General features: G+C 67.1%; 15 protein-coding genes. 6 read left to right on the top strand and 9 right to left on the bottom strand.

Annotated elements, in window-relative coordinates; translation table 11 throughout:
• Both C7C57_RS02460 and C7C57_RS02465 read right to left on the bottom strand, forming a co-directional pair.
• Positions 1 to 318 (bottom strand): type II toxin-antitoxin system RelE/ParE family toxin, encoded by a 318-nt coding sequence (locus C7C57_RS02460; protein WP_187977452.1) that lies wholly within the window; start codon positions 316 to 318, stop codon positions 1 to 3.
• A complete protein-coding gene (locus C7C57_RS02465; protein ID WP_255505753.1) occupies positions 315 to 554 on the bottom strand; it encodes a type II toxin-antitoxin system ParD family antitoxin in 240 nt (79 codons plus the stop codon). The genes C7C57_RS02460 and C7C57_RS02465 overlap by 4 nt, the downstream gene beginning before the upstream one ends.
• Positions 555 to 715: 161 nt before the next feature.
• Here C7C57_RS02465 and C7C57_RS02470 point away from each other — a divergent pair, with 161 nt between their 5' ends.
• Positions 716 to 2,008, top strand: a complete 1,293-nt coding sequence (locus tag C7C57_RS02470) for an adenosylhomocysteinase (protein WP_255505754.1) — start codon at positions 716 to 718, stop codon at positions 2,006 to 2,008.
• Positions 2,009 to 2,082: 74 nt separating this feature from the next.
• Positions 2,083 to 2,895: an IclR family transcriptional regulator gene (locus C7C57_RS02475; RefSeq protein WP_187977454.1), complete on the top strand. Its 813-nt coding sequence runs from the start codon at positions 2,083 to 2,085 to the stop codon at positions 2,893 to 2,895.
• A gap of 45 nt (positions 2,896 to 2,940) precedes the next feature.
• On the opposite strand, the gene C7C57_RS02480 is transcribed toward C7C57_RS02475, so the two are convergent.
• Complete coding sequence (locus C7C57_RS02480) at positions 2,941 to 4,227, bottom strand: cation:proton antiporter (RefSeq protein ID WP_187977455.1); 1,287 nt, start codon at positions 4,225 to 4,227, stop codon at positions 2,941 to 2,943.
• 66 nt (positions 4,228 to 4,293) lie between these two features.
• Complete coding sequence (locus C7C57_RS02485; RefSeq protein WP_187977456.1) at positions 4,294 to 5,358, bottom strand: GTP-binding protein; 1,065 nt, start codon at positions 5,356 to 5,358, stop codon at positions 4,294 to 4,296.
• Positions 5,359 to 5,436: 78 nt separating this feature from the next.
• On the opposite strand from C7C57_RS02485, the gene ykgO reads away from it, so the two are divergent.
• Positions 5,437 to 5,559: a type B 50S ribosomal protein L36 gene (gene ykgO, locus C7C57_RS02490; protein ID WP_030148064.1), complete on the top strand. Its 123-nt coding sequence runs from the start codon at positions 5,437 to 5,439 to the stop codon at positions 5,557 to 5,559.
• A 64-nt stretch (positions 5,560 to 5,623) separates the two neighbouring features.
• On the opposite strand, the gene C7C57_RS02495 is transcribed toward ykgO, so the two are convergent.
• From C7C57_RS02495 to C7C57_RS02510, 4 genes are all read right to left on the bottom strand, one after another.
• A complete protein-coding gene (locus C7C57_RS02495) occupies positions 5,624 to 6,553 on the bottom strand; it encodes a DUF4436 family protein (RefSeq protein WP_187977457.1) in 930 nt (309 codons plus the stop codon).
• Entirely contained in the window at positions 6,550 to 7,092 is a 543-nt protein-coding gene (locus tag C7C57_RS02500) for a hypothetical protein (protein WP_187977458.1), read from the bottom strand. Before C7C57_RS02500 ends, C7C57_RS02495 begins: the two co-directional genes overlap by 4 nt.
• A complete protein-coding gene (locus C7C57_RS02505; RefSeq protein ID WP_187977459.1) occupies positions 7,089 to 8,663 on the bottom strand; it encodes a hypothetical protein in 1,575 nt (524 codons plus the stop codon). The genes C7C57_RS02500 and C7C57_RS02505 overlap by 4 nt, the downstream gene beginning before the upstream one ends.
• A gap of 205 nt (positions 8,664 to 8,868) precedes the next feature.
• Entirely contained in the window at positions 8,869 to 11,697 is a 2,829-nt protein-coding gene (locus tag C7C57_RS02510) for an Ig-like domain-containing protein (RefSeq protein WP_187977460.1), read from the bottom strand.
• A gap of 190 nt (positions 11,698 to 11,887) precedes the next feature.
• Here C7C57_RS02510 and C7C57_RS02515 point away from each other — a divergent pair, with 190 nt between their 5' ends.
• The 3 genes from C7C57_RS02515 to C7C57_RS02525 all read left to right on the top strand — a co-directional run bounded on the left by C7C57_RS02515 (position 11,888) and on the right by C7C57_RS02525 (position 15,957).
• Positions 11,888 to 13,006: a GuaB3 family IMP dehydrogenase-related protein gene (locus C7C57_RS02515; protein WP_030148065.1), complete on the top strand. Its 1,119-nt coding sequence runs from the start codon at positions 11,888 to 11,890 to the stop codon at positions 13,004 to 13,006.
• 317 nt (positions 13,007 to 13,323) lie between these two features.
• Positions 13,324 to 15,090, top strand: a complete 1,767-nt coding sequence (locus tag C7C57_RS02520; protein ID WP_187977461.1) for a glycerol-3-phosphate dehydrogenase/oxidase — start codon at positions 13,324 to 13,326, stop codon at positions 15,088 to 15,090.
• A gap of 192 nt (positions 15,091 to 15,282) precedes the next feature.
• Positions 15,283 to 15,957: a hypothetical protein gene (locus C7C57_RS02525; protein WP_187977462.1), complete on the top strand. Its 675-nt coding sequence runs from the start codon at positions 15,283 to 15,285 to the stop codon at positions 15,955 to 15,957.
• A gap of 526 nt (positions 15,958 to 16,483) precedes the next feature.
• Here the strand turns inward: C7C57_RS02525 and C7C57_RS02530 are convergent.
• Entirely contained in the window at positions 16,484 to 16,888 is a 405-nt protein-coding gene (locus C7C57_RS02530) for a hypothetical protein (RefSeq protein ID WP_187977463.1), read from the bottom strand.
• Between the last annotated feature and the right edge of the window lie 121 nt (positions 16,889 to 17,009).

Here is a 17,009-nt window from a genome sequence, read left to right on the forward strand (position 1 = left end):
TCAGCGGTGAGCGAGAGTATCAAAAATGTCGCGCTGGGTATTGAGTACGCGATGAACCCGAAGGGCGTCGGACTCGCCGGTGTAGAAGACGGTGTAGGGAAATCGTTGCAGGGTGATGCTCAGCAGGTCGGAGATTCCCGCATCCTCCGCGAATTGGGCGGACCCGAGTGAGGGGTGCTCGGCGAGGCGTTCCAGTGTCGCTTCGAGGGAATCGACGAAACGGAGGGCGACATCGTTCGCCTCGTGGTCAATGTAATGGTCGACGGCGGCGTCGATGTCGTGATCGGCGCTCAGTGTTGTGATGATTCGACGCCTCATGAGGAGGAATCGCGCGCATCGGTGATGCGCGAACGGAGCCGGTCAAAGTAGGCCTCGTTGATTTCGGACCCCGAGCCCGACGAGGCTCCCTCCAGAATGAGTGCCCGGAATTCCGAGCGCGCCTGCTCGCGACGAATGAGATCACGCATGAACTCGCTGGCGTTGCCGTAGCGTGCGTTGTCGCCAACCTGGGATTCCACGAACTGCTTGAGCGATTCGGTAAGGGAAATGTTCATTGAGGCCATAACTCGAGACTACCAACGATGGCAAAGATTGCCATCGTTATTCGATAAACTCACGGTTTGGTTTTCATAGAAGAAATTAAGTTGCGTATGTGAGGAGTGAGTGTCAGACTCGAACCGACCGGGGCAGTCCCGGTCGGAACCGAGGAGTACCCGTGAGCACGACCCCTGACACCGCCGTCACCCCCATCGACCCGACCCCGGCAGCCGAGCTGGCTGCTCTCGACGACGCCGCCGTCGCGGCGGAGAGCGTTGTTGGGACCGCGTCCAGCCGCGCCGAGCTGGCCGCCGCCGGAGAACGCCGCATCGCCTGGATCCGCACCCGGATGGGCATGCTGGCGAACCTGCGCGAGCGCTTTGCCGCCGAGCGTCCGTTCGAGGGCATCACGATCGGGCTGTCACTGCACGTGGAACCCAAGACCGCGGTGCTGGTGGAAACCCTCGCCGCCGGCGGCGCCCGAATCGTGGGGACCGGCAATCACGGGTCGACCCAGGACGACGTGGTCGCCGCCCTGCAGGAACGCGGGATGACCATCTTTGGCCGGCGCGACGACTCGATCGAGGAGCACCACCGCAACCTGGCCCGCACGATCGCCGAACGCCCGCAGATCCTGCTGGATAACGGAGCGGACCTGGCAGCGCTCGCGGTCACCGAGGGGCTTTCGGGATCCCTGATCGGCGGCACCGAGGAGACCACCTCGGGGGCGTTCCGGCTGCGTGAGGAGATGAACGGCGAGGTTCCCTTCCCGGTGATTGTGATCAACGACAGCCCGCTCAAGGCCATCGGCGAGAACAAGCACGCGGTGGGGCAGAGCGCGGTGGAATCGTTCATGCGCCTGACCAATGTCCAGGTGCCCGGGCGTCGCTTCGTGGTGGCCGGATACGGCTGGTGCGGACGCGGAATCGCCCAGTACCTGCGCGCGCTGGGTGGCCGGGTGTCGGTGGCCGAGGTGGATGAACTGGCCGCCTATGAGGCCGCGTTTGACGGATTCCGGGTCGCACCGCTAGCTGACCTGGTGCCCTCGGCCGACGTCATCATCACCGCGACCGGCCGCGCCGGAATTCTCACCGCCGAGCACTTTGATCTGCTGCGCGACGGCACGATCCTCGGCAACATCGGCCATTTCCCCTGGGAGATCGACGTGCCCGCGCTCACCGCGGCGGGCACCGTGGCCCCGGTCACCGAGGAGATCGACGCGATCACCCTGGATGAGGACCGTACCGTCTATCTGCTGACCGGCGGGCGCATGTACAACCTGGCCGGAACCGCGCCGCGCGGCAACTCGATCGAGTCGATGGATGTGGGCTTCATGATGCAGGCCCTCTCGCTCGAGCGGATCGCCCTGCACGCGGCGAACCTGCCCACCGGTCCGCAGCCCGTCCCCGATGACATCAACCGCGATATCGCCCGGCAGACCCTGACCCTGCTCGGCAGCTCGCTCGCCTAGGCCGCGCAGATGGGCGACCGATGAGCGTCGGGCCCACGCGGGAAACCGCGGCGGGATCGGTACACTCGAACACTATGAGCATCGATCCCGCCGCGGCGTCCCCGGCCGAGTCTGCGCCCGCCTACGCCGCCCCGGCGGTGGAGAAGGCGCTCGACATCCTGGAGTTTCTGGCCGAGACCCCGGGGCCGGTAAGTCAGCAGGCGATCGCGCAGCGCACGGGCCGGTCGGCCGCGCAGATCTTTCGGGTGCTCAGCGTGCTGGAGCGTCGCGGCTACATTGCCCGGGACGAGGGCTCGGGACTGTACTCGCTGAGCCTGCGACTCTTTGAGCTCGCCCACCGGCACGATCCGATTCGCTCGCTGGTGTGGCTCGCGCAGCCCATCATGCGCCGCTTGGCCACGAGCGTGGGGCAGTCCTGCAATCTAGGGTACCGGGCGGGGGATCACCTGGTGATCCTGGCCGAGTCCGCCGGGCCCGGGGACTTTGGGTTCCGGGTGCGGGTGGGGGCGGAATTTGACCTGCGCGGCACCAACGCCGGTCGGGTGCTGCTGGCCTTTGCCGGTCCCGGCGGGGCGGGCGGCACCGATTCGGCCGCCGCGGAGGATCCCTCGTTCGCCGAGACCCTGGCGGTCATCCGCGCGGCCGGCATTGCCGAGCAGCCCGATGGGCTCTACCCCGGGGTCACCGATCTCAGTGCCCCGATCCTCTCCCGGGAGGGTGTCGCCCTCGCCTGTCTGACGGTGCCCTATGTGGCCACCTCGCTGAGCACCCATCCGGCCGGGTTTGTGCGCGACGAGCTACTGGCGGCGGCCGCGGCCATTACCGAGCTACTCGCGGGCGCCGATGCGGGCACCCGCGATATCGCCGCCCCGTCGAGCGGTGCCTAGCCGGATACCGAGCCGCGTCGGCGGCTCCGCCCCGTCGAGCGGCGCCTAGCTGGTCACCGAGCCGCGTCGTCGGCCCCACCCGTCGAGCAGGGCCGGGGCGATCACGCCGTGGATGATGACGCTCCCCACCACGGTGGCGACGGCGACCACCAGCACAAAATCGGCCTCCATACTGCCCGAGGGCAGCGCGTTATAGGCGATCAACGTGAACACGATTGAGGCGGTTCCGCGCGGGCCAAGCGCGCCGATCAGGAGCCGGTCGCGGCGCGGCACGGTGCTCCGCAGCAGCGAGAGATAAACCGGGCCGATGCGCAGCACCGTCAGCGCGAGCACCGCGAAGACGATGAGTCTCCAATCCACCCCGCCCGCAAAAGCTACCAGCATGGTGCCGCCCAGCATGAACCAGACGAAGTTGGTGGTGAGCACCCCCACCTCGTCGATGAACCGCAGCTCGGTGTGCGGAATCGACCGCACCTCCATCCCGCGGGTTCTCATGATGCGATACGCGAGCCCGGTCACAAACGCGGCCACGAAGCCGTTCGCATTTATCTCGGGGATGCTGGTGGTGATTCCGAAGGCGATCAGGGGGAGCAGCATGGTGACCAGGCGGATGCCCGCGTCGCCGGCCCACCCGGCCCGGTGCAGGCGTCGCACGGCCAGCCCGAGACCGGTTCCCAGCGCGATGCCCACGGCGATGGCCGCCAGGATGGAGGGCGCGGCGTTCACAAATACCCGGGCAAAGTCCTCGATGCCCTGGTCGAGAATCCTGTTCTGATCCCCCGGCTGTGCGTCGATCGCCTTGGTGATTGCCACCGCCATCGCCAGCGACATTCCAAAGAACGGGGCAACCAGCCCGTCGTTATACCCACCCTCGATGGTCAGGATCGAGCGCACCCGCGGGGGCAGACTGCCCAGTTTCAGCATGCGGGCGGCGGGGGCCAGATCGATGGGCATCACGATGCAGGCGATCACCAGGGCCACAAGCAGGGCATCGGGGATCAGGAAGACGCTGACCACCGCCGCGAGCAGGATGGAGAGGGGCAGCGCGATGAGCAGGAGGCGCAGCGTCGCGTTTCGTTCCCCGCCAAACAGTCCCCGCCCGCGCACCTCCATCGCGTCGGTGAAGAGCAGGATGGCGAGGATGAGCTCGACCACGTTTGCGCTCACCTGGGTGTCGATCGCCTCGGCAAACGCCGTAACGTTCCACCCGGTGGTCAGTGCACCGAGGGCGATCAGGGCGGCCGGGCCCGCGATGCCCCAGCGCTCGAACCGGTGGGATACGAGAGACCACAGGGCAACGGCCGCGAGTCCGATAAGCACCAAGGGGGGCAACGCACGCTCCTTTGACCGGGGCGGATGCCCGACTGCATCCGCGGCCAGCTTACCCGGGCGCTCGCCCTAATCCGCGGTATTCTCGGCGGGGGACCAGGTGGGGAACGGGTCGGGGAACCGAGCCCAGGCCTCGGGTCCGGCCTCGAGCTCGGCATCGGTGAGGGCGGCATCGTCGAGCGCGCGGGTGAGGGCATCGAGGTCAAGATCGAGCCCGATGAAGGCCAGATCCTGGCCCACGGACATGAGTTCCTCGGCGGCCGGGTGATCGTCGATGCCTACCAGGCGGTCGTGATCCGAGAGGACCTGGAACGCGATCGTGCACCCCACGTGTTCCCACTGCATCGTCTCGCCGGGACGGGTGGCGAAGCGGCAGAATCCCGAGGAGCGGACGATCAGTCCAAATTCGCCCGGTTCGATCCGGTCATCCAGCACCCGTTGGAGCCGTCCGGGATGGAGCGGTCGCAGCTGCTGGTAGTGCAGCGAGGAGACGCGGCGGTCGGTCATATGCGGGGTGGCATCGTCGTTGAGGATGCCGACCCATCCCGCGCGGTCCTGGGCGGCGGCGTACGCCGGGCCCGCGGTCAGCGGATCGATGCTGCTCACGTGCAGGCGCAGCCGGGCCCGCGGGCTTAGCGTGCTCACCAGCGCCATCACGGTCGAGAGGTCGGGGGTGCTGAGCGCGTCCCAGTTGACCAGCACGATGGTCGAGGCGTACTCGAGCTGGGTGACCGTGAGCAGGGCGCGGGCGGTGAACTCGCGGGGCTGGCCGGCTCGGGTGCGGGCGGTCACGATGAAATCTTCGGCGGCCAGATCGTCCAGCAGGTGGGCGGCATCCACCACGCAGATGACCGCGCCCAGGCGGGTACCCGCGGCGGGGTCGGTGAGGGCGCCGATGAGGTCGATCGCCGAGGCCGTGGCCGGACACTCGACCACAACCCCGGCCGAGACGTCCACGCGGGCCGTACCCTCGGCCGCGGTTTCGGCCCAGGTGCGCGCATCCACGGCGGATGGACGGCTGAGGTGGGCGGCGGGAATCAGCGCGCGCCCGGACTCCTCGGACAGCCGGCGCGCATACAGCGCCCGTTCCGGCGCGCACGCCCCGACCACCGCAACCACGTCTACCCGATCCACCGATTCTCCCTTGTTGTTCTCCGACGCGGATCGTCGGTGTATGTTAATGATAACAGTTCTCAATAGTAAGGAAGTTCGATGAAGGTTCGTTCGTCGCTCAAATCGCTCAAGAACCAGCCGGGGTCGCAGGTGGTTCGCCGCCGCGGCCGCACGTTCGTGATCAACAAGCTCAACCCGCGCTTCAAGGGTCGCCAGGGCTGAGCCCGCACAGACCACACGCCGCGCGGCTCGGGGGGAGGGCTGCGCGGCGTGTGGCGGTCTCAGGCTAGTCTTCGCGGCTGTGAGTGATGTGACGGGTTCGAAGCAGCGAGCTTTCCCGCCACAGCAGGTGTGCCCCGGTCCAGACGAGCATGCCGGCCACCAGACACAGGCAGGGGAACAGGATGATGAAGTCCATGGTGGTGCCGATCGGCGGCGCTCCGGGCATCGCGCTACGCAGGGCCGGGAAGGAGAGCATCGTGGCCGAAAGCCAGATGACGTTGGAGAACTCCAGCTTGCGTTTGATCAGCGCGCTCCCAATCGTGACCACGGCCATCAGGGTTGTCAGCAGGATAGCGAGGACATAGAACCCCACCAGGGTGATACTCAGCGCGTCACGGCTGCCCTCGATGGTGATCGGGAAGAGCGTCTTCCCCTCGGTCACGCTCGCCTCGCTCAGGTGCGCGTTGAGTACCCAGGGTCGCGCCGAGTTGGTGAGATCCACCTCGAAGGGCACGGCCTTCCCGGTGTCCTCCTCCTGCACGCTCAGCTGAAAATCCGCAAAGGGCTGGTCAAAGGGGTAGGCGGTGTCGCCGCGATCCAGGGCCAGGGTGACCGCGGTCGGGTTGACCACCGATTCCCCGGGGAAGGTCACCACGGAGGTGGTTACGCCTCCGCTGGAGACCTCGATCCGCAGTCCCTCGGAAATCTCGCCGGCCTTGGCCCCCAGTAGCGAGCCATGGGCGATCGGTAACACATTGGCCTGGATCACCCGATTGCCCAGGTCTACATCCTGCACCTTCATCTGCACGGTGAGGTAGTTGCCTGAGCTGGCCTTATTATTGCCGCTGATGGGGACCTTGGTGGTGCTTTGAAGGACCCCGGAGAACGCCACAATGACGTAGTAGATGACCAACACTGCCACCACCACGCCGAGGATAATCGGTGCCGGATTGCGTCGTGTGGTCACGGGGACGGTGTCATCGGGAGACGTCATGATTCACTCCGAGGGGGATTGGTGGCGGATGGCTTCGTATCGGACGGGAGGGTGCGGCGTCGACGTTTTTCGGTTTCGGTCGCCGCGAGCGCCAGCAGGAGGAGTGCCAGCAGCGGGATCAGCGCACCGGGGAAGGTGGCAATCGGAAAGGTCGAGAAGGTCGATGCCAGGGTGGCGGACTCATTGAGCAGTCCCACCGGAATGCTGGAGGTCTGACTATTGGCCTGTGCGGTGAGGTTGGTTGTGGTGGTGAACTGCTGCCGCGCAATACCGGGGGCGTTGAGCGCATCGGCGTAGAGATAGATCTCAAGCGCCGCCGCCTGGCCGGGCTCAAGCGTGATTGCGCAGCTAAAGTTCAGGGTCAGCACCGCACACTGGCCGCCTTCGCGAAGGGTCACCGCGCGGTAGATCATGCCCGAATCGGTGCGCCCCGAGAAGGTTACCGTCACCGTCTCATCGGTGCCGTTGGGCCCCAGGGTTCCGCGCATGATGCCGACGGTTCCGGGATCGATCCGACCGGCGGCAAAGGAGAGGTTCATCGGGAGCGCGGTAATCCGTGCCTGAGACGGGGGCGTGGTTTCCGGGGCCGGGGTGGGTGGCGCTTCGGAAGGCACCGGGGGCGCGGTGGGGGCGAGGTCGGCACGGGCCGCGGAGATGAACCGGTTCCCGGCGTCGGTCGCGGAACGGTGGGTCCCGGCGGTGTCGTGGGTGGTGAGGTCAGCGGCGGCGGAACCCGGGGTGTCTCGATCACTGTGAAGGTGGTGGCCGCGGGGAGCGAGGTAAGACCCCCGATGCTCTGCGTGGCCGAAAGCTGAACGCCGCCCAGCGCAAAGGCAGTGGCGGGGGTGCAGGCCCAGGTGCCGGTGGCGGACGCGGTCGCCGTGCACACCGCGCCGTTTGGGCCGGTGACCTCGACCCGTGCACCCGGCAGGGCGTCGTTTCCGGAGATTTCCGGGGAGGTCAGCGTGGTGCTGCTACCCGCCGCGGGCGAGAGAATGCGTGGAGGGTCGGGTGTGGCCACCGTGACGGTGGCGGCGGAGGTCACCGGGGAGGCCGCGTCATTGACCGAGGAGAGGGTGGCGGAGAGCGGATACGTGGTGCCCGGGGCCGTGCCCGCGGGCACGGCCCCGTCGATACTCAGCTCGATGGTCTGCCCCGCGGCGAGCGTACCCAGATCCCGGCCGGTCGTGAGGGCGGAACAGTCCACGGGGGTTGCTCCTACGCGACAGGCGGTGGCCGGGAAACCACCCAGAGTGAGCGTGACCGTTGTCCCGGTGGCGGCACCCGGCCCGGTGTTGGTAATGGAGAGTGTGCGGGTCAGGGCCACGGTGGGGATCGCCGTGTCCGGACCGCCCGGGGTCAACGTGAGCGCCGCGGGTTCGAGGACTTCGTAGGAGGTGACATCCGAGGCGGGTGAGATATCTCCGGCCGGGCTAGTCTGGGTGGCCGCGAAGGCGTGTGTTCCGGGGGCGAGGGGTGCGGGTGCCGGGCAGGTCCAGGTGGTGGCCGAGTCCGCGGGAATGGTGCAGGCGGGAGCACCATCGATGGTGATCGACGCCGAGTTACCCGCGCGTTTGGTCCCGGCAATTGTGGGCTGCGTCTCGAGTGAGCGCGTTCCGGTGGTGGGTGCCTGGATTGTGGGGGCGGGTGGTGCCAGGACGGTGATCCGATAGACGCCCTCATCGCCGGGGATAAAGCTCACCCCGAGCGCGGTTCCCGCCGCCCGATTATCGTTGATGCGCACCTGCATTGTCACGATGTTGCCCGCCGCCCAGCCTCCGGCGCTCGAGGGGCCACAGGCGACTCCCGATGCGGTGGGGGTGCAACCAAACGATGCTGAACCGCCCGGCGAAGATCCGGCGGCGCTCACGATGGTGGTCCCCGCCGGTGCGTTAATGGTCCACAGGGTATTGGGTGCGCCGGCAATGCTGTTTTGGACCTGAACCTGGACGGTTTCGCCGGGATATCCGCTCGCGGTTCCCACCTGCGTCATGGCCCGGGCGGGGGTGGATGGTCCCGTCACGAGATAGCCGGCGACCAGCGCACACACCGCGATCATGAGGGCCAGGGCGCGCAGGGTCGGTGTGCGGTGTACGTGCTGAGACGTCATCGTCTTTCGGGCCCCTTCCCTCAAGATTTGTGCCCCACGCTATCGGGCATAGCGACCGTTTGGCTAGATGCGCTCGGGAAAATCTTGTGAGGTATGAGCCGAATTCTCGCGTGGGGATCGGGGCCAGAGTCTCCGGCCCCGACCGACCACGGCACCGTCTGCGTGGAGAGTGTGCCCGTGATGGGGAGGGTGCGCCGAGCGTGATTTAGCGTCGAACCTGTGCGCGCAAGACCCCGCCAAGCAAGAGCAGCCCGACAGTCAGCACACTCAGGGCGATGAGCATCGCCGGGGTGACGCCGTCCGCACCAGAGACAGGCAGTACGCCCGAGCCATCGGCGACTGCGGCCGGTGCCGGGCTCGCGCCCGCGGCAACGGGTGCCGAAGCGGTGGCGAGCGGCGAGGACGTGGCGGACACCGATGCCGAGGGGCTTGCCGGGGTTTCCCCCGGGGACACCGACGCCGAAGGGCCCGACGTGGTAGGCGTCGAGGTGGGGAGCACCACGGGAATCACGGTGATGTTGAGCACCTGGGCGCTACTGCCGGACCGAACCGAGTCTCCACCATAGGTGGCCTCGACGTGCACCGGACCGAGGACGTCGGCCGGGAGCTCGAGGGCCACGGTTCCCTCGGCGGTCAACGCCGCCGTGTGCACCACTGTGCCTTCCGCCGGGGATGTCACGATCAACGTGACGTTCCCCTCGGCTGCGCGAAGGTCAGGGTGGTCCACCTCCACGGTCGCGGTAACCGTGATGGGAGTGCCCAGCGGGGTCGAGAGTGCGGGTGCGCCGAGCGAAATCCGGCTGCGCGCGGGTTCGACGACCTGGGTCCATTCGGCACCGGTGGATCCCGCATGGTCCTCGCTGCCGAGGTAGCGAGCCGACAGGGAGTAGGTGCCGGGATCCGGCAGTCCGGCATCGAGCTGAGCCAGCCCGTCTGTCAGCTCGACCGGATCGCCCAGCGGCTCGCCGCCCAGAAGCAGCTGCACCTCACCCGCGGGAACCTCGGGATCGAAGGGACCCCGCAGGGACTCCCGTGAGGTCGGGAGGCGGAGATCCGTGAGGCTCGTGTTCCCACCCGCGCCTGCGGTGGGTTCCGGCCGGATGGTCTCGGGGGTGGGCGGGCGCAGGCGCTCGACCCGGATCGGAAAGCGCAGCGGGTCGCCCCAGGCACTCACCCGCGGGGTGTCCACGGTGGATGTGGTGGTAGCGATCGCCCCAACCACCAGCGTGCCAAAGGATGCGGAGGGCACGCTGGCCACCGCATTTGCGCTGGTGAAGGCCGCGGTGATCGGATAGCTGCCGGGCCTACGCGTCACCTCCGCCGGAACGTCGAGGGTGATCGGATGATCGTCCACAAACGTGGCGACCACATACCCGGCGTCCCCGAAGTCCACCCGCAGCGTGCCCAGGGGTACCACCCGGTCGTGGGTCGCGGACATCGTCATGGTGATCCCGGTCCCCGCGGCGGGGGCAGTGTCGCTCAGTGAGACCGAGATTTCGGGCCGGGCCACAGAGGATTCCAGCGTGAGCCCGGCGGAGGTCGACGGGCCGAAATCGGCGGGGGTACCGGCGGCGGGATGATAGGTGGCGATCAGCGGCCCGGCGTCCTGATCGGGGAGCGTGGTGTGCTCAAAGGTCACCACGCCGTCCGCGGGCACGGCCGCGGTGTCCAGGACGATCCCGTTTCGGCTGAGCGAGAGCGTCCCGGTGGGAGCCCAAGCGGTGTGAACCTTCGGGGCAACGGTGGCGGTCAGGATGCGCGGTGCCCCGAAGACGTCCAGGACCCGGGTGGTGCTCAGCGTGGTGACGGTGCCGGTGGGGGCGATGAACAGGTTCACCGATCCGGTGGCACCCGAAAACCTGCCGGTGTCGGAGACAAACGTCACGCCGATGGTGTGCGATCCGGCCGGCAGCGCGGGGAGGGTCAGCCGGTTGGGAAGGGCGGTGCTGGTGACCGGGGTGCGGGAGAGCTCCGTCCCTGCCGCGGACAGAATCACGGTGCCGGAGAAGGGTGATTTCCCGGGGCTGTGGACCGTGACGTCCAGGGACCCGGCAACGCCCGCTGTGGCGGGGTCGGCCGCGAGGTCCATGCCCACGATGACCTGGGGCGAGTAGACGATGACCACCGAGCCGTCGCTATCGGGCTGGCCGAATCCCTCCTCGCCGTTGTCGCCGCCGTTGATGTTTTCCCCGCCGGCACCGCCGGTGCCCGGGGTGGCAAAGCTAAAGGGGATCGCGCTGTCGGGGCCGGTGCTTCCGCCGCCGCCATTGATCCAGCCGCCGCCCCCGCCGCCGGATCCGCCGGAGATCAGCAGCGGGTCGGTGGCAAGCAGCGCGGGCAGGGCGTCCCGGCCGTTGATGCCCGAGAGGTTCCCGCCGGAGGCAGCCCCGGCGACCCCGCTCTGCGGGCAGGCAAACACACGCTTTCCGTTGAGGCCGGCGCCGCCACCGTCCCCGCCCAGGGGTCCGTTACACGGGGTGGGTTCGCCGCCTAGGCCGCGCGCCCCGGCGCCTCCGCCTCCGGCGGCCAGGGCGAGCATGCCGCCGCGCTGGACGGTGATGCTGCTGGTGCCGCCGCCCCCGCCGCCGCGATAGGCGGCCTCCTCGGCGAGGGCCGAGAAGCCGCGTCCACCCTGACCGGCGGTGCCGCGTCCGCCGCCCGAGGACCCGGCCGTGCCGCCGTCCGCGCCGTCGCCGCCGCGGGTGCCCACAAAGACCGAGTAGGTGGTGCCGGGGATCACCGTGAGGGTGGTGGTGAGCTTGCCGGCGAGGCCGCCGCGACCGCCCAGGCTGTTGCCGCCGCTGCCACCGATGATGGTCGCGCGGATCGAGGTGACCCCGGCCGGAGCGGTCCAGGTGCCCGAGGAATCGAAGGATTCGGTGATGGTGGCGTCGTCGGGATTTCCCTCGGCCAGCGCGGGCGCGTGGGTCAGCAGCACGCCGGATCCGGTGAGCAGCAGCGCGGTGAGCGCGGCGAGAGTCCGGCGCGCAAGGTGCGCACCCGCACGAGGAGGAGTGGAGCCGGCGAATGTCATGGGTGGGGGGTCCTTTCCGGACGCCACGGTCGCTGCGGGTTCGGGTTACTACACAATATAGCGAGTAAGAAACCGGGGGAGGGATGCTCCCGGCGACTATGTCGGCGCGCTACGCGGGGTACTCCGGCGAATCACACGGGCCGGATTGCCCGGGCTACACCGCTCGCCGCGGGCACGGTAGGCTATACGGGTGAGTAATGAAATTGAGATCGGTGTCGGTAAGCGCGCCCGTGGCGTATTTGGATTCGACGATGTTGCCATCGTCCCGGACCGGCGTACCCGCGATCACCGCGACGTCTCGGTGAGCTGGGAGATCGACGCCTTCACCTTCGATACCCCCTTCATTGCCGCCCCCATGGACTCGGTCGTCTCGCCGACCTCCGCCATCACCATCGGCAAGCTCGGTGGCCTGGGTGTTCTCGACCTCGAGGGCCTCTGGACCCGCTACGAGAACCCCGAGCTGCTGCTGGCCGAAATCGCCGAGCTGCCCGCCGAGCGTGCCACCAAGCGTATGCAGGAGATCTACTCCGCCCCGATCATCCCCGAGCTGGTGACCGCGCGCATCGCCGAGATCCGCGCCGCCGGTGTTCCGGTGGCCGCCGCGCTCTCGCCGCAGCGCACCCAGGAGCTCTCCGACACCGTGGTTGCCGCGGGCGTCGACATCTTCGTGATCCGCGGCACCACCGTGTCCGCCGAGCACGTCTCCAAGGAGTCCGAGCCGCTGAACCTGAAGAAGTTCATCTACGAGCTCGACGTGCCGGTTATCGTGGGTGGCGCCGCCACCTACACCACCGCCCTGCACCTGATGCGTACCGGTGCCGCCGGTGTGCTGGTGGGCTTCGGTGGCGGTGCGGCCTCGAACACTCGCGCCACTCTCGGTATCCACGCGCCGATGGCCACCGCCGTCGCCGATGTGGCCGGCGCTCGCCGTGACTACATGGTGGAGTCCGGTGGACGCTACGTGCAGGTCATCGCCGATGGCGGTCTGGGCTCCTCGGGCGACATCGTCAAGGCCATTGCCTGCGGTGCCGACGCCGTGATGCTGGGTACCACCCTGGCCCGCGCGACCGACGCTCCCGGACACGGCTTCCACTGGGGTGCCGAAGCCTACCACCCGCAGGTCCCGCGTGGCCGCCGCGTCGAGGTGGGCACCGTGGGTACCTTCGAGGAGATCTTCCACGGCCCGGCATCCAGCTCCGAGGGCACCGCGAACCTCACCGGCGCCCTGCGTCGCGCGATGGCCACCACCGGATACTCGGACCTCAAGGAGTTCCAGCGCGCGCCGCTGGTCACCCGCCGCTCGATGTAGTTTTGTGGCCTCGGCCGGGCCTGTGCCCGCCGTGGCTCGATGTAACACTTCGGCGGTGTTACGGCACCGCTCACGAATGCGTCGTCCCCACTTCGGGGCGGCGCATTTGTGGTTTTCCGCGGGGGATCGGGCCATACGCGGTGCACGCCGCAGGGTGTCGTTCCGCACGCTCGGTAATTGCTCAGAATTTCGAGCGGACCCCTGGTTTCTGCCTGCGTGACTGGCTAGGCTCGGTGGTGGCGGTGTGACCGTTCCGGTCGCCCGCAATCAGCTTGGCCGGAATCGGCTTGCCGGTTCCCACCACCGAGGGAGGGCACATGGCAGCGGAAAAAAAGTCCACGAAGTCGACGGCGGGGCAGGGATCCCGTGCGGAGGAGCCGCGGCGTGTGGGGCTCGGTCCGGAACAGCGTTCGGCGGCGATCGAGGCACTCAAGGATCGTGAGCTCGACGTGCTGGTGGTGGGTGGCGGAATCGTGGGTGCCGGATCGGCGCTGGACGCGGTCACCCGTGGCCTGAGCACCGGAATCCTCGAGGCCCGCGACTGGGCCAGCGGAACCTCCAGCCGCTCCTCCAAGCTGGTGCACGGTGGCATCCGCTATCTGGAACAGCTCGACTTCCGTCTGGTGCGCGAAGCCCTGATCGAGCGTGGCCTGCTGCTGCAGCGCCTGGCCCCGCACCTGGTGAAGCCCGTGCGCTTCCTCTACCCCCTGAACCGGCCGGTGTTTGAACGCTTCTACATCGGCGCCGGCATGATGCTGTACGACATCTTCTCCTACACCGGCGGCCGTCCGCCGGGGGTGCCGCACCACCGGCACCTGAGCAAACGACAGGTGCAGCGGGCGATCCCGTCGCTGCGCAATAACGCGTTTGTCGGCGGCCTTACCTACTACGACGCCCAGGTGGACGATGCCCGCTATGTGGCCTCCCTGGTGCGGACTGCAGCGAGCTACGGCGCGCATGCCGCGAGCCGCGTGCGGGTTGAGGGCTTCCTCAAGGTGGGACAGCGGGTGGTGGGCGTGAAGGCGCACGACCTGGAGACCGGCGAGCACTTCGAGGTGCGCGCCAAGCAGGTCGTGAACGCCACCGGCGTGTGGACCGATGACACCCAGGCCCTCGTGGGCGAGCGCGGCCAGTTCAAGGTGCGCGCGTCCAAGGGCATCCACCTGGTGGTCCCGCGCGATCGCTTCCAGTCCAATATGGGTCTGCTGCTGCGCACCGAGAAGAGTGTGCTGTTTGTGATTCCCTGGGGCCGGCACTGGCTGATCGGCACCACCGACACCGACTGGGACCTGGACAAGGCGCATCCTGCCGCGACCGCCGCGGATATCGACTACCTGCTGGAGCACGTCAATAAGATCCTCGCGGTCCCGCTCACCCGGGACGATGTCGAGGGTGTGTATGCGGGCCTGCGTCCGCTGCTGGCGGGGGAGAGTGATCAGACCTCGAAGCTCTCGCGCGAGCACATTGTGACCCACTCGGTCCCGGGTCTCGTGGTCGTGGCCGGCGGAAAGTGGACCACCTATCGGGTCATGGCCAAGGACGCGGTGGATGCGGCGGTGGATGCGCTGGATGGCAAGATCCCCAAGTCCGCGACAGAGAACATCTCGCTGGTGGGGGCCGAGGGCTATCAGGCCGCGTGGAATAAGCGCGCCAAGATCGCCCGTGCGTTCGACGTGCACCCGGCCCGGATCGAGCACCTGCTGAACCGCTACGGAACCCTCGCCGATGAGGTCCTCGACCTGATCCGCGAGCGTCCCGAACTCGGGGAGCCGCTGCCCGGTGCCGACGACTATCTGGGTGCCGAGGTTGTATACGCGGCCACCCATGAGGGTGCGCTGCACCTCGACGATGTCCTGGCCCGCCGCACCCGCATCTCGATCGAGGCGTGGGACCGCGGGGTCTCGGCCGCACCGGTTGCCGCCCAGCTCCTCGGCGACGCCCTGGGCTGGGACGCCGCCCGCGTGCAGAAGGAAACCGACCTGTACCTCGAGCGGGTTAAGGCCGAGCGTGCCTCCCAGGAGCAGCCGGACGACGTCTCGGCCGACCGCGTGCGCCTGGAAGCTCCCGAGGTGGGCGAGGCATAGCCCCAAGCCGAATCACAACAGCGGCGGCCCCGGATCATCGATCCGGGGCCGCCGCTTCGTTTGGGAATGCCATCGACGGTAACGCAGCATGAGTGCCGTTATTGATACCGGACGTAAGCTTGACAGCCTTCGAGATGGGCGTAGCGTGGCCCTCAGTTCGACGATGAACTCAACGAAATCTCGGGGGAGATTATGAAATCAAAACTGAAGTTATTCGCGCTGGGGGTTGGCATGACACTGGCGCTTCCGCTGGTCATGGCAGGGCCGGCAACGGCAGCCGTGCCTCAAACCGGCATCCCGATCGCTGGCGATCAGGGGCAGGTCATCACTGAGAAGTCTTCGGCCGTGTTGCTCGATGATATCGACAAGTTGGGGCAGAAATCGGTAGCAGAAATTGATGGAGTATTGACGTTTGACCTCAATCTAGCGCGGTCGGCAGGAATCAACGATGACACCATACGGGACTTTGCCATTGGGGTGATCGTGGGTGGTGGGTCGGCCCCTGGGCTCGACTCGCAATCGGTGGCAGCTGCGACATCTCTGCGTCGAGCTAGCGAAGCTTTGCGAGAGTCTTGTCGTGGTAAAAATGCCAGCGGAGTTGATATTTGGGGACGATGGACGCAGCTAGATTCCTGCCGAACTCGTGACGTTATCTACCTACTCGACACGGGGGCCAATGTGGCCACAATTGCAGGCGCTATCACGGCCGCGACAGGAGTAGGGGCACCGGTTGGGGCGGTGGCCATTATTGTGGCGGCCCTACTCGCTATTGGCAGAACTGCAATTTCATATTGTTCGCGCGACGGGAATGGTGTGGTTTGGCGAACCTCGGTATTGGGTAACGCACCCTATTGCACGGGACCCTAAACAGATCAGCGGCGCAACTGAAGGGAAAATACGATGAAAGTCATGCCGATTACCCTCATTGGTTCGGGGATAGCGTTCCTCTTGACCATGTGCGGGGTGGGGCTTTACCTGATTGATAGGGATGAACTTTGGGCAGCATCCCAACTCGCATTCGGTCTCGGGTATTCGATAGCACTGCTCACGGCCGCATTTGCGATCTATTGGGGGCGAAAGATGAAACGCCCGACGCGTCCGTGACCTCGGCTCTGTCGACGGCACGCTTCTAGATAACACAGGCGGCGGCCCCGGATCGATGGTCCGGGGTCACCGCCCTATGTATTTCCCAGGTGAGGTCTCCCGCACCTCTGGCGGTTTTCCGACGCGGAGAACACCTCCGTGATCGAGGCAGAATAGAGCCTGACGAGACGAAGACCGAGGGGTGAAGTGAAGGCACCTGTTCGATGGAGATGATGGTGAGGCGGGGAAGTCCGAGAGTCGCTGCCAAGTGTGACGGAGAGATACTCGCCGCTCCCGTCTCGAACGGAGGTTATTCAGCGCTGTTCGCTTGAATCGCGTAGCGAGTCCAGAAATCGGCCAGGGCAAAAAATACGAGGATCACGAGGGCCGTCGTCCCCGAGATCCACTGCGGAAATATCGTGAGAATCGCCACCAGCGCCGCGGCCATAATGATCACATCGAGAAAGGCGGACGCCTGAGCCTTGAGCGAGCTGTCTCGTGCTCTGGCTTGCGCGGCTCCGGTGCCAAGCCTGCGTTCACGAAGCCTCTTAATCCCAAATCCCACCGCGGCGCTGGAACCGACGATGGCGGCCACGATGAACGTCATAGCCGGAGATTGATTGCCGGGCTCCCAGCTGGAAAAAGCCGTCGCAAGCACGGCAGAATACAGAGCGATTACCGCCACCGTGGTCGCCACCTTGATACCTGTTCTCACTCTGCTCACCCCTCTGATGTGAAGTAAGCGTCACAAACTCCCGTGACTCGCGCAAGAGGTGCCGACCATTGGATTTCAGTGGGCAGCAACAAAACGGCGGCCCCGGATCATCGATCCGGGG

Origin of the sequence: Mycetocola sp. JXN-3, from assembly GCF_014522285.1 — a bacterium.
GTDB lineage: Bacteria > Actinomycetota > Actinomycetes > Actinomycetales > Microbacteriaceae > Mycetocola > Mycetocola saprophilus.